Origin of the sequence: Kitasatospora sp. NPDC094028, assembly GCF_049543595.1 — a bacterium.
GTDB lineage: Bacteria > Actinomycetota > Actinomycetes > Streptomycetales > Streptomycetaceae > Kitasatospora.
The window spans coordinates 1-12,597 of record NZ_JBMVFA010000014.1 but is presented as its reverse complement, the minus strand read 5'-3'; the positions used below and the strand labels follow the sequence as shown (position 1 = coordinate 12,597).

Here is a 12,597-nt window from a genome sequence, read left to right as displayed (position 1 = left end):
AGCCACCGCAGGGGCACCGGAGCCGTCGCTACTCGACCGTGACCGACTTGGCCAGGTTGCGCGGCTGGTCGACCTCGTGGCCCTTGGCCGTGGCCAGCTCGCAGGCGAAGACCTGGAGCGGCACGGTGGAGACCAGCGGCTGCAGCAGCGTGGGGGTGACCGGGATGCGGATCAGGTGGTCCGCGTACGGGACGACGGCCTCGTCGCCCTCCTCGGCGATCACGATGGTGCGGGCGCCGCGGGCCCGGATCTCCTGAATGTTGGAGACGATCTTGTCGTGCAGGATCGACCGCCCGCGCGGCGAGGGCACGACCACGACGACCGGCAGCCCCTCCTCGATCAGCGCGATCGGGCCGTGCTTGAGCTCGCCCGCCGCGAAGCCCTCGGCGTGCATGTACGCCAGCTCCTTGAGCTTGAGCGCGCCCTCCAGGGCCACCGGGAAGCCGACGTGGCGGCCCAGGAACAGCACCGAGCGGGCGTCGGCCAGCGAGCGGGCCAGCTCGCGGACCGGCTCCATGGTCTCCAGCACCTGCTCGACCTGCTTGGGCGCGTCGCCGAGCTCGCGGATGACGGCGAAGATCTCGTCGCCCCACTTGGTGCCGCGCACCTGGCCCAGGTAGAGGGCGACCAGGTAGCAGGCGACCAGCTGGGTGAGGAACGCCTTGGTGGACGCGACCGCGACCTCGGGCCCGGCGTGGGTGTACAGCACCGCGTCCGACTCGCGCGGGATGGTGGAGCCGTTGGTGTTGCAGATCGCCAGCACCTTGGCGCCCTGCTCGCGGGCGTGCCGCAGCGCCATCAGGGTGTCCATGGTCTCGCCGGACTGCGAGATGGCGATGACCAGCGTGCCGGGGCCCATGATCGGGTCGCGGTAGCGGAACTCCGAGGCGACCTCGACCTCGCAGGGGATGCGGGTCCAGTGCTCGATCGCGTACTTGGCGATCATGCCGGCGTGGAAGGCGGTGCCGCAGGCGACGATGACGACCTTGTCGACGGCGCGCAGCTCGGCGTCCGAGATCCGCAGCTCGTCGAGGGTCAGCCGGCCGTCGGTGCCGATCCGGCCGAGGAGGGTGTCGGCGACGGCCTTCGGCTGCTCGGCGATCTCCTTGAGCATGAAGTAGTCGTAGCCGCCCTTCTCGGCGGCGGAGGCGTCCCAGTCGACGTGGTACTCGCGCACGTCGGCCGGGGTGCCGTCGAAGTTGGTCACCGTGACGGCGTCGCGGCGCAGTTCGACGACCTGGTCCTGGCCCAGCTCGATCGCCTCGCGGGTGTGCGCGATGAACGCGGCGACGTCCGAGGCGAGGAAGTTCTCGCCCTCGCCGCGACCGACGACCAGCGGCGAGTTGCGGCGGGCGCCGACCACCACGTCGGGCGCGTCGGCGTGCACGGCCACGAGGGTGAAGGCACCGTCCAGCCGGCGGCAGACGACCCGCATGGCCTCGGCGAGGTCGCCCTGGTAGGCCTCGCCGAGCAGGTGGGCGACGACCTCGGTGTCGGTCTCGGAGCGCAGGGTGTGGCCGCGCTCGGCGATCTCGGCGCGCAGCTGCGCGAAGTTCTCGATGATGCCGTTGTGCACCACGGCGACCTTGAGGTGGTCGTCGAGGTGGGGGTGGGCGTTGGCGTCGGTCGGGCCGCCGTGGGTGGCCCAACGGGTGTGGCCGATGCCGGTGGTGCCGCCGGGAAGAGGGGTCTCGGCGAGCGACTTCTCCAGGTTGGCGAGCTTTCCGGCCCGCTTGTCCGTGACCAGGACCCACTGCCCTTCGGGGTCCTGCGTCTGTACCGCTACTCCGGCCGAGTCGTAGCCCCGGTACTCCAGTCGCTGCAAGCCGGCGATGACGACGTCGAGGGCGGACTGAGCGCCCACATATCCAACAATTCCGCACATGCGTGCCAGCATAAGGGCGGTTTCGCGGCGCTTTTCCCGGCTCTCCGGAACGTTGGGTGACCGACACCACAACCACCGTGAACGGGGCTACGGCTCACAATGGAGCATGTGCTGACCGAACTCTGTACGCGGGGCGCCCCCGCGCCCGGCCCGTCGCCGTCCCCCTACGTGGACCTCAGCCGGGCCGAGTGGAGCGCGCTGCGCGAGCGAACGCCGCTGCCGTTGACCGCCGAGGAGGTCGAGCGACTGCGCGGCCTCGGCACCGCCCTCGACCTGGACGAGGTCCGCGACGTCTACCTGCCGCTGTCCCGGCTGCTCAACCTGTACATCCACGCCACGCACGAGCTGCGCGGCGCGCTGGGCACCTTCCTGGACACGCCGGACACCGAGCGCACCCGGACGCCGTTCATCATCGGCGTGGCCGGCTCGGTGGCGGTCGGCAAGTCGACCACCGCGAGACTGCTGCAGGCCCTGCTGGCCCGCTGGCCCGAGCACCCCCGGGTCGAGCTGGTCACCACGGACGGCTTCCTGCTGCCCAACGCCGAGCTGCGCCGCCGCGGCCTGATGGCCCGCAAGGGCTTCCCCGAGTCGTACGACCGCCGGGCGCTGATGCGCTTCGTCGCGGACGTGAAGGCGGGCAAGGAGCGGGTCACCGCGCCGGTGTACTCCCATCTGGTCTACGACATCGTGCCGGACCGGGTGCTGACGGTGGAGCGCCCCGACATCCTGATCGTCGAGGGCCTGAACGTGCTGCAGCCGGCGCTGCCCGGCAACGACGGCCGCACCCGGCTCGCGGTGGCCGACTACTTCGACTTCTCGATCTACGTCGACGCCCGCACCGACGACATCGAGCACTGGTACCTGGATCGCTTCCGCAAGCTGCGGCAGACCGCCTTCCAGGACCCGAACTCCTACTTCCGCCGCTTCACCGAGGTGCCGGAGGACGAGGCGATGGAGTACGGCCGGCAGGTCTGGCGCACCATCAACAAGCCGAACCTGCTGGAGAACGTGCTGCCCACCCGCGGCCGGGCCACCCTGGTCCTGCAGAAGGGCCAGGACCACAAGGTCCGCCGGGCGCTGCTGCGCAAGCTCTGAGCGCCCGTCCGACGGAGCGCACGCCGAAGGGCCCCTTCCGGGAGGAGGGGGCCCTTCGGCGTGCGTGCGTGCGGCGGCGGGGGTCAGCCCAGGTGGGTGCGGACCGCCTCGGCGAGCCGCTGCGCGACGGCCTCGGCCTGCGCCGCGTCCGCGGCCTCGACCATGACCCGCACCAGCGGCTCGGTGCCGGACGGGCGCAGCAGCACCCGGCCGGTGTCACCCAGCTCGGCCTCGGCGGCGGCGACGGCGGCGGACAGCTCCTCGCTGGTGCGCACCCGGGACTTGTCGACGCCCTTGACGTTGATCAGCACCTGCGGCAGCCGGGTCATCACGGCGGCCAGGTCGGCCAGCGGCTGCTTGGTGGCGGCCAGCCGGGCGCCCAGCATCAGGCCGGTCAGGGTGCCGTCGCCGGTGGTGGCGTGGTCGAGCAGGATGACGTGGCCGGACTGCTCGCCGCCCAGCGCGAAGCCGTGCTCCTTCATCGCCTCCAGCACGTACCGGTCGCCGACCGCCGTTTCCACCAGCTCGATGCCCTCGCGGCGCATCGCCAGCTTGAAGCCGAGGTTGGACATCACGGTGGCCACCGCGGTGTTGCGGCGCAGCGTGCCGGCCTCCTTCATGGCGACGGCGAGGATCGCGATGATCTGGTCGCCGTCGACCTCGTTGCCGTCCGCGTCGGCGGCCAGGCAGCGGTCGGCGTCGCCGTCCAGGGCGATGCCGAGGTCGGCCTTGTGCTCCTTCATCGCGACCTGCAGCCGGTCCAGGTGGGTGGAGCCGACGCCGTCGTTGATGTTGAGGCCGGTGGGCTCGGCCCCCAGGGTGTGGACGACCTCGGCGCCGGCCCGGGCGAAGGCCTCGGGGGCGACGTAGGCGGCCGCGCCGTGGGCGCCGTCGATGACGACCTTGATGCCGTCCAGGCGGTTGGGCAGCACGCCGATCAGGTGGGCGACGTACTTGTCGAAGCCCTCGGTGTACTCGCGGACCCGGCCGACGGCCGCGCCGGTCGGGCGCTTCCAGTCCTCGTCGCCGAGCGTGTGGGTCCGGTAGTGGGCCTCGATCGCGTCCTCGATGCGGTCGTCCAGCTTGTGGCCGCCGCGGGCGAGGAACTTGATGCCGTTGTCCGGCATGGCGTTGTGGCTGGCGGACAGCATCACGCCGAAGTCTGCGCCGAGCGCGCCGGTGAGGTACGCGACGGCCGGGGTGGGCAGCACGCCGACCCGCAGGACGTCGACGCCGGCGCTGGCCAGGCCGGCGATGACGGCGGCCTCCAGGAACTCGCCCGAGGCGCGCGGGTCCCGGCCGACCACCGCGACCGGCCGGTGGCCGTCGAAGGCGCCGGCCTCGCCGAGCACGTGCGCGGCCGCGACCGACAGCCCGAGCGCCAGCTCGGCCGTCAGGCCCTCGTTGGCCACGCCGCGAACGCCGTCCGTACCGAAGAGTCGTCCCACTGTTCCGTCCTCCATCACCATGCTCGGAACCCCACCGATGACCCGGCCGCCGCACGATAGCCGGGGAACACGTCGCCCCGGAGTACACGGGGTACTCCGGGGCGACGGTTTCGCGCGACCGGGGGGTGCGACGCCGCCAGGGCGGTCCGCACCCCCCGGGGGACGCGATTAGCGCTTGCTGTACTGCGGCGCCTTGCGGGCCTTCTTCAGACCGGCCTTCTTGCGCTCGACGGCGCGGGCGTCACGGGTCAGGAAGCCGGCCTTCTTCAGCGCGCCGCGGTTGTTGTCCACGTCGGCCTCGTTCAGGGCACGGGCGACGCCGAGGCGCAGCGCGTAGGCCTGGCCGGAGACGCCGCCACCGCTGATGCGGGCGACGACGTCGTAACGGCCGTCCAGCTCAAGGAGCTTGAAGGGCTCGTTCACGGTCTGCTGGTGCACCTTGTTGGGGAAGTAACCCTCAAGGGTGCGACCGTTGATCTTCCACTGGCCGGTGCCGGGGACGATGCGCACGCGGGCGATCGCCTCCTTGCGACGGCCGAGGCCGGCGCCCGGGACGGCCTCGCCGAAGCGGCCGGCCAGCGACTCGGAGGTGTAGCTCTCCTCGGAGGTGTACTCGCCCTCGACGACGGTCTCGTCGAAGTCGACCTCAAGGGTTTCAGTGGTCTCGGCCACGGTTTTCCTCAGCTCTTTTCAGTGTTGGGGGGCTTGGTGGCCGAAATTACTGGGCGACCTGGGTGATCTCGAACGGAACCGGCTGCTGGGCCGTGTGCGGGTGCACCGGGCCCGAGTAGACCTTCAGCTTCGAGAGCATCTGACGGCCCAGGCTGTTCTTGGGGATCATGCCCTTGATGGCCTTCTCGACGGCCTTCTCGGGGTTGTTCGCCAGCAGGTCGTCGTAGCGCACCGAGCGCAGACCGCCCGGGAAGCCCGAGTGGCGGTAGGCCAGCTTCTGGGTCTTCTTGTTACCGGACAGGTGCACCTTGTCGGCGTTGATGATGATGACGAAGTCACCAGTGTCAACGTGCGGCGCGTAGATCGCCTTGTGCTTGCCCCGGAGGAGGTTGGCGGCCTGGGAAGCCAGGCGGCCGAGCACGACGTCGGTCGCGTCGATGACGTGCCACTGACGCTGGACGTCGCCGGGCTTGGGGCTGTACGTACGCACGGTCGTAGCCTTCGCTTTTCAGTGAGTGAGTCCTGACAGGAGCACCCGGACGGAAGAGCAGCCTGGTCAACCTTGGACGCAATTCAAGGGGGACCGCTGGTCGTCGACCTGATGTCTCCGGCGTACCGACCTCTCACGTGAGATAGAGCGAGCCAATACGCACATCAAGCGTCCAGGTTACCGGGCGGGCGGGAAGGGGTCAAAAATCCTCTCCCGCCCACCCGCCGAAGGCCGCCGCCGCGGGCCGCTCCACTCAGCGTTCGCGCTCGACACGGGTGACGTCCCAGACCGGCTCGGGCGACTCGAAGACCCGGCCGTCCGCGCCGAACACCAGGAACCGGTCGAAGGTCCTGGCGAACCAGCGGTCGTGCGTGACGCACAGCACGGTGCCCTCGAAGGCCTCCAGCCCGGCCTGCAGCGCCTCGGCGCTCTCCAGGTCCAGGTTGTCGGTCGGCTCGTCGAGCAACAGGGCCGTCACACCGTCGAGTTCGAGCTTGAGGATCATCAGCCGGGCCTGCTGCCCGCCGGACAGCGACTCGAACTTCTGCTCCTCCTGGCGGTCCAGCTCGTAGCGGCGCAGCGCGCCCATCGCGGCGCCGCGGCTGAGCGCGTGCTCCTCCTCGATGATCGAGCGGACGGTACGGCCGAACAGCTCCGGGTGGGCGTGGGTCTGCCGGAAGTGGCCGGGGACGACCCGGGCGCCGAGCTTCCAGGAGCCGCTGTGGGCGACCGTCTCGTCGCCGGCCAGCAGCCGCAGCAGGTGCGACTTGCCGGCGCCGTTGGCGCCCAGCACGCCCACCCGCTCGCCGTAGAAGACCTCCAGGTCGAAGGGCTGCATCAGGCCGGTGAGCTCCAGCCGCTCCATGGTGAAGGCGCGCACGCCGGTGCGCCCGCCCTTGAGCCGCATGGTGATGCTCTGCTCGCGCGGGGGCTCCTCCGGCCGGCCGGCCTCCTCGAACTTCTTCAGCCGGGTCTGGGCGGCCGCGTAGCGGGTGGCCAGGGCGTGGCTGACGGCCGCGGCCTGGCGCAGGGTGACGACCAGCTTCTTGAGCTTGGCGTGCTCCTCGTCCCAGCGCCGGCCCAGTTCCTCGAAGCGGGCGAAGCGGTCCTTGCGGGCGTCGTGGAAGGAGTCGAAGCCGCCGCCGTGCACCCAGACGCTGCTGCCGGCCGCGCCGGACTCCACGGAGATGATCTTGTCGGCGGTCTTCGACAGCAGCTCGCGGTCGTGCGAGATGTACAGGACGGTCTTCGAGGTGGCCTTGATGGCCTCCTCCAGCCAGCGCTTGGCCGGGACGTCCAGGTAGTTGTCGGGCTCGTCGAGGAGAAGCACCTCCTCCGGGCCGCGCAGCAGCGCCTCCAGCACGAGCCGCTTCTGCTCGCCGCCGGAGAGGGTGCTCAGGCCGCGCCACTGGGCCTTGTCGAAGGGCATGCCGAGGGCCGCCATGGTGCAGACGTCCCAGTCGGTCTCGTAGTCGTAGCCGCCGACGTCGGCCCAGTCGGAGAGCGCCTGGGCGTAGGCCATCTGGGTCTTCTCGTCGTCCTGGGCGATCATGGCCAGCTCGGCCGCGTCCACCGCGCGGGCGGCGACGGCGATCCGCTCGGGGGCGACCGACACCAGCAGGTCGCGCACCGAGGCGTCGGCGGGCAGCGCGCCCGGGGTGTTCTGCTGGTCCTCGCGGCCGGTGGTGCCGACGAACTGGCGCATCACGCCGAGCCCGCCGCTGATCGTCACCGAACCGCCGTGTGGCTGCAGGTCACCCGCGATCATGCGCAGCAGGGTGGTCTTGCCGGCCCCGTTGGCGCCGACCAGGGCGACCGCGGCGCCCTCGCCGACCCGGAAGGACGCGTCGTCGAACAGCACCCGTCCGTCCGGCAGGTAGTACTCAAGGTGCGAAATCTCGACGTGTCCCATGCGGACGATTGTCCCAAGCGGACGCTCCCGGCCAAAACCGATTTAGGGCCTGGTTCCGGGCTCCGCCTGCGGCGACACCGGCTGCCCCGGCAGGGTGCGCAGCCGCCGGGCCTGGCGATTGCGCTCGGCCAGCTGGTCGTCCGGCGGGTAGCCGACCTCCTCCAGCGTGAGCCCGTACGGCCGGATCACGTTGACGGCCGAGTTGCGGACGCCGCCCGCCAGCACCTCGCCGGGGAACTCCACCGGCCGGTGGCCGTCGCCGACCAGCAGCATCGCGCCGACCAGTGCCCGGACCATGTTGTGGCAGAACGCGTCGGCCCGGACGGTGGCGACCGCGAGGGTGCCCTCCTGGGCCGCGTAGGAGTCCACCGGGACGCGGTCCCAGTGCAGCTCCAGCAGGGTGCGGATGGTGGTGGCGCCCTCGCGCTTCTTGCAGTACGCGGCGAAGTCGTGCTCGCCGAGCAGCAGCTTCGCGGCGGCGTTCATCCTGTCCAGGTCCAGCGGCCGGTCGTGCCAGAGCACGTGCCCGCGCAGCAGCGGGTCGACGCCGCCGGGGTGGTCCGCGACCCGGTAGGCGTACCGGCGCCAGATCGCCGAGAAGCGGGCGTCGAACCCGGCCGGCGCCTCGCCGATCCGGTAGATCCGGACGTCCCCGGGAAGCCGCCCGGCCAGCCGGCGCAGCAGCTTCTCCCGGTGCGCCGCCCACAGCTCGGCCGGCAGGTCGACGTGCGCGACCTGGCCGCGCGCGTGCACCCCGGCGTCGGTGCGGCCGGCCACGGTGAGCGGGAACAGCTCCGCGCTGCGGGTGACGACCTGCAGCGCGCTCTCGATCTCCTCCTGCACGGTGCGACGGCCGCCCTTCTGGCGGGCCCAGCCGGAGAACTCGGCGCCGTGGTAGGCGAGGTCGAGCCGGACCCGGACGTACCCGTCGGCCGGGCCGTCCTTCACCGGCGGCTGCTCGGCGCAATCGTTGAGCACTGCTTCCCAATCTCCATGGATGCGGAACGGGCCCGCTCCCCCATCACTGGGGAAGCGGGCCCGCGAACACCTAGCGGTGTCAGGCCTGCTCGGCAGCCTCGACCTCGGCGGTCTCGGTGGCCTCGACCTTGGCGTCGGCCTCCTTGACGGCACGCTTGGTGGCGGCCTCGGCCTCGCCGACGGCGGTCTGCGCGACGGTCAGCGCCTCGACCAGCTCGATCACGGCCATCGGGGCGTTGTCGCCACGACGGGGACCGATCTTGGTGATACGGGTGTAACCACCCGGGCGGTTCTCGTAGCGCGGCGCGATCTCGGTGAAGAGGGTGTGCAGCACCGACACGTCGGTGATGGTCTTGCGCACCAGGCGACGGTTGTGGATGTCGCCCTTCTTCGCCTTGGTGATCAGCTTCTCCGCCAGCGGGCGCATCCGACGGGCCTTGGCCTCGGTCGTGGTGATGCGGCCGTACTGGAACAGCTCCCGGCACAGACCGGCGAGCAGCAGCGGCTCGTGGTGCGGGCCGCCGCCGAGGCGGGCACCCTTGGTGGGACGCGGCATGGATTACTCCTCGAATCTCCGACTGCGGCCGTACCAGGTACCGCAGCGGGCGTACGGGCACTGTGCCCGCACGACTTTCACGACAGCGGAGGCGGTTCGTGGTGAACCGCCCCCGCGGTCAAGTCTCTCAGTACTGCTCGGTCTCCGCGTAACCCGCGTCGTCCAGGTCGTCGGCGCCGAAGGCGTCGGCGGCGGCGGTCGGGTCGAACCCGGGCGGGCTGTCCTTGAGGGCCAGGCCCATGCCGGCCAGCTTCGCCTTGACCTCGTCGATCGACTTCGCACCAAAGTTGCGGATGTCGAGCAGGTCGGCCTCGGAGCGGGCGACGAGCTCACCCACGGTGTGGATGCCCTCGCGCTTGAGGCAGTTGTAGGAGCGGACGGTGAGCTCCAGCTCCTCGATCGGCAGCGCCAGGTCGGCGGCCAGGGCGGCGTCCGTCGGGGACGGGCCCATGTCGATGCCCTCGGCGTCGATGTTCAGCTCGCGGGCGAGGCCGAACAGCTCCACCAGGGTCTTGCCGGCCGAGGCCATGGCGTCGCGCGGACGCATGGCGGGCTTGGTCTCGACGTCGACGATCAGCTTGTCGAAGTCGGTCCGCTGCTCGACACGGGTGGCCTCGACCTTGTAGGTGACCTTCAGCACGGGGCTGTAGATCGAGTCGACCGGGATGCGGCCGATCTCCTGGCCGGAGGCCTTGTTCTGGACGGCGGAGACGTAGCCGCGACCGCGCTCGACGGTCAGCTCCATCTCCAGCTTGCCCTTGCCGTTCAGCGTGGCGAGGACCAGCTCCGGGTTGTGCACCTCGACACCCGCCGGCGGGGCGATGTCGGCGGCGGTCACGACGCCCGGGCCCTGCTTGCGCAGGTACATCACGACCGGCTCGTCGTGCTCCGAGGAGACGACCAGCTGCTTGATGTTGAGGATGAGGTCGGTCACGTCCTCCTTGACGCCCGGCACGGTGGTGAACTCGTGCAGGACGCCGTCGATGCGGATGCTGGTGACAGCGGCACCCGGGATCGACGACAGGAGCGTACGGCGCAGGGAGTTGCCGAGGGTGTAGCCGAAGCCCGGCTCCAGCGGCTCGATCACGAACCGGGAGCGGAACTCGTCGACGACCTCTTCGGTCAGCGAGGGACGCTGAGCGATAAGCATGGGGTTTCGATCCTCCAGTCTTCGGCGCCCACTATTTGACGCCGAACGAATGGCCATGAGGCAGTGGCCTCACGCCAAGCGTACGGGCTCCCGCCGAAAACGGGAGCCCGTACGAGGTTTAAAGCGTTACCCGCGTGCCCGAAGGCGCTGCGTCAGACGCGGCGGCGCTTCGGCGGACGGCAGCCGTTGTGCGGGGTGGGGGTGACGTCCTGGATCGAGCCGACCTCCAGGCCGGTGGCCTGGAGCGAACGGATCGCGGTCTCGCGGCCGGAGCCCGGACCCTTCACGAAGACGTCGACCTTGCGCATGCCGTGCTCCTGCGCGCGACGGGCAGCGGCCTCGGCGGCCATCTGCGCGGCGAACGGGGTGGACTTGCGCGAGCCCTTGAAGCCGACGTGGCCGGCGGAGGCCCAGGAGATCACGTTGCCCGCGGGGTCGGTGATCGAAACGATGGTGTTGTTGAACGTGCTCTTGATGTGCGCGTGGCCGTGAGCGACGTTCTTCTTTTCCTTGCGGCGGATCTTCTTCGCGCCGGCAGCCTGACGACCCTTGGGGGGCATAAGTCTGTTCTCCTACTGAGGTGGTCGGTCCGCTGACCCGCGGGCCGGAGGGATGTCCGGTTACGGGACGGACTACTTCTTGCCCGGCTTCTTCTTACCGGCGATCGCGCGACGCGGGCCCTTGCGGGTACGCGCGTTGGTGTGGGTGCGCTGGCCGCGGACCGGCAGGCCACGGCGGTGACGCAGACCCTCGTAGCAGCCGATCTCGACCTTGCGGCGGATGTCGGCGGCCACCTCACGGCGGAGGTCACCCTCGACCGTGTAGTTGGCGTCGATGTACTGGCTCAGCTTGACCAGGTCGTCCTCGGTGATGTCGCGAACGCGGACATCCGGGTTGACGCCGGTCTCGGCGAGGGTCTGCTGGGCGCGGGTACGGCCGATGCCGTACACGTAGGTGAGGGCGATCTCGATCCGCTTCTCACGGGGGAGATCAACGCCGGCGAGGCGTGCCATTCATGGCTCCTGTGGTTCTTCAGAGGTCTGGCGTGCCGCCTACTCCGTCATCTCTCGATGAGGGAGCCCCGGCCTCTGACCGGGGGTGGCAGTCCGGCCCCGTGGGGACGGATCGGGCAGCCCGCGTATGACGTTTTTCGCGTCGCGCGAAGTACTACGAGAAATGCTGGGGAGAGATCAGCCCTGGCGCTGCTTGTGGCGCAGGTTGTCGCAGATCACCATGACCCGGCCGTGGCGGCGGATCACCTTGCACTTGTCGCAGATCTTCTTGACGCTCGGCTTGACCTTCATGTTCAGGTTCTCCGGGTCTAGATCTGGCGTTCTTACTTGTAGCGGTAGACGATCCGGCCGCGCGTGAGGTCGTAGGGGCTGAGCTCCACGACAACCCTGTCGTCCGGCAGGATGCGGATGTAGTGCATGCGCATCTTGCCGCTGATGTGCGCGAGGACCTTGTGACCGTTCTGCAGCTCGACCTTGAACATCGCGTTCGGAAGAGACTCGATCACGGTGCCCTCGATCTCAATGGCGCCTTGCTTCTTAGCCATGAACTGCGAGATCCACCTTCCGGGACCGGCTACCGTATGCGGAACGCTCGTGCGTACCTGGGTTCACCCCATCCCGTCGAGCGGGAAGAGGGCGTGCCGAAGCACGCTACGAGTGAGCCGACGGTCCATCCTACGCCAGTGGTTCGGGTGGACCAAAACCGGGGTACCGGAAGGCGACCGCCGTCACACCCGCCGGTCAGACCTTCGTCGGGACGGACAGCGGCTCGACGTGCGCGGTGCAGGCCGAGCAGCGGCGGGCGGCCTCGGGGATCTCGGTCAGGCACTCGGGGCAGGGGCGCTTCGGCGTGGCGGGCTTCTTCGGCAGGTACCGCGCGGTGGCCTTGGAGATCGGCAGCACGACGCAGAAGTACAGCACCGCGGCCGTCATGAAGAACGCGATCAGCACGTTCAGGAACTGGCCGTACGGGAACTTCACCCCGGCGATCTCCGCCTTGTACGAGCTGAAGTCGCCGGCCGCGCCGACCACCACACCCACCAGCGGGGTGAGGAAGGCGGACACGAAGCCGGTCACCACGGCGGTGAACGCGGCACCGATGACGACACCGACCGCCATGTCGACGACGTTGCCGCGCATCATGAAGTCGCGGAATCCCTTGAGCACGTGCTCTCTCCTGAACGCTCGGAAGCTCGAACTGCCTCTGCCAGCCGTTAAAAATAGGACAAAAGCCCTGGAGGTCCAAACCTCCAGGGCTCTGATCCCTTGTCGGCAGCGGCGGTCGGCCGCCTCCGGGCCTAGCTGTACTTGGTCATGACGTTGGTGACAGCCTGCTGGTCGGGGGTTGGCCGCCGAGCGCGGTGTGTCTGCGTCGAGTGTTGTAGAACTCGAGCCAGG

Annotated in this window: 14 protein-coding genes; 1 reads left to right on the top strand and 13 read right to left on the bottom strand. The window is 70.0% G+C overall.

Features of this window, described 5'->3' with window-relative positions; genetic code table 11:
• Positions 1 to 28: 28 nt before the first annotated feature.
• Complete coding sequence (glmS, locus tag ACPC54_RS21400; RefSeq protein WP_498966804.1) at positions 29 to 1,885, bottom strand: glutamine--fructose-6-phosphate transaminase (isomerizing); 1,857 nt, start codon at positions 1,883 to 1,885, stop codon at positions 29 to 31.
• Positions 1,886 to 1,984: 99 nt separating this feature from the next.
• Between glmS and coaA the strand changes: the two genes are divergently transcribed.
• Entirely contained in the window at positions 1,985 to 2,980 is a 996-nt protein-coding gene (coaA, locus tag ACPC54_RS21395) for a type I pantothenate kinase (RefSeq protein ID WP_498966802.1), read from the top strand.
• An 83-nt stretch (positions 2,981 to 3,063) separates the two neighbouring features.
• On the opposite strand, the gene glmM is transcribed toward coaA, so the two are convergent.
• The 12 genes from glmM to mscL form a co-directional block, all read right to left on the bottom strand.
• Positions 3,064 to 4,428, bottom strand: a complete 1,365-nt coding sequence (gene glmM, locus ACPC54_RS21390) for a phosphoglucosamine mutase (protein ID WP_498966800.1) — start codon at positions 4,426 to 4,428, stop codon at positions 3,064 to 3,066.
• Positions 4,429 to 4,596: 168 nt separating this feature from the next.
• Complete coding sequence (gene rpsI, locus ACPC54_RS21385) at positions 4,597 to 5,100, bottom strand: 30S ribosomal protein S9 (RefSeq protein WP_224273932.1); 504 nt, start codon at positions 5,098 to 5,100, stop codon at positions 4,597 to 4,599.
• Positions 5,101 to 5,146: 46 nt separating this feature from the next.
• A complete protein-coding gene (gene rplM, locus ACPC54_RS21380) occupies positions 5,147 to 5,590 on the bottom strand; it encodes a 50S ribosomal protein L13 (protein ID WP_045693033.1) in 444 nt (147 codons plus the stop codon).
• A gap of 253 nt (positions 5,591 to 5,843) precedes the next feature.
• Positions 5,844 to 7,502 (bottom strand): ABC-F family ATP-binding cassette domain-containing protein, encoded by a 1,659-nt coding sequence (locus ACPC54_RS21375; protein ID WP_498966798.1) that lies wholly within the window; start codon positions 7,500 to 7,502, stop codon positions 5,844 to 5,846.
• A gap of 42 nt (positions 7,503 to 7,544) precedes the next feature.
• Positions 7,545 to 8,480, bottom strand: coding sequence for a tRNA pseudouridine(38-40) synthase TruA (gene truA / locus ACPC54_RS21370; protein ID WP_498966797.1), 936 nt, complete (start codon positions 8,478 to 8,480; stop codon positions 7,545 to 7,547).
• Between the two features lie 79 nt (positions 8,481 to 8,559).
• Positions 8,560 to 9,036, bottom strand: coding sequence for a 50S ribosomal protein L17 (gene rplQ / locus ACPC54_RS21365; RefSeq protein ID WP_498966795.1), 477 nt, complete (start codon positions 9,034 to 9,036; stop codon positions 8,560 to 8,562).
• A 127-nt stretch (positions 9,037 to 9,163) separates the two neighbouring features.
• Positions 9,164 to 10,186 (bottom strand): DNA-directed RNA polymerase subunit alpha, encoded by a 1,023-nt coding sequence (locus ACPC54_RS21360; RefSeq protein WP_030055844.1) that lies wholly within the window; start codon positions 10,184 to 10,186, stop codon positions 9,164 to 9,166.
• A 152-nt stretch (positions 10,187 to 10,338) separates the two neighbouring features.
• The gene (gene rpsK, locus ACPC54_RS21355) at positions 10,339 to 10,746 is read right to left on the bottom strand and encodes a 30S ribosomal protein S11 (protein WP_030232513.1); all 408 of its coding nucleotides are present in this window, start codon (positions 10,744 to 10,746) and stop codon (positions 10,339 to 10,341) included.
• 72 nt (positions 10,747 to 10,818) lie between these two features.
• Complete coding sequence (gene rpsM / locus ACPC54_RS21350; RefSeq protein ID WP_316523629.1) at positions 10,819 to 11,199, bottom strand: 30S ribosomal protein S13; 381 nt, start codon at positions 11,197 to 11,199, stop codon at positions 10,819 to 10,821.
• Between the two features lie 177 nt (positions 11,200 to 11,376).
• Positions 11,377 to 11,490, bottom strand: a complete 114-nt coding sequence (gene rpmJ / locus ACPC54_RS21345; protein WP_003956441.1) for a 50S ribosomal protein L36 — start codon at positions 11,488 to 11,490, stop codon at positions 11,377 to 11,379.
• A 32-nt stretch (positions 11,491 to 11,522) separates the two neighbouring features.
• Positions 11,523 to 11,744: a translation initiation factor IF-1 gene (infA, locus tag ACPC54_RS21340; RefSeq protein ID WP_003956442.1), complete on the bottom strand. Its 222-nt coding sequence runs from the start codon at positions 11,742 to 11,744 to the stop codon at positions 11,523 to 11,525.
• Positions 11,745 to 11,940: 196 nt separating this feature from the next.
• The gene (mscL, locus tag ACPC54_RS21335; protein ID WP_498966791.1) at positions 11,941 to 12,366 is read right to left on the bottom strand and encodes a large conductance mechanosensitive channel protein MscL; all 426 of its coding nucleotides are present in this window, start codon (positions 12,364 to 12,366) and stop codon (positions 11,941 to 11,943) included.
• Between the last annotated feature and the right edge of the window lie 231 nt (positions 12,367 to 12,597).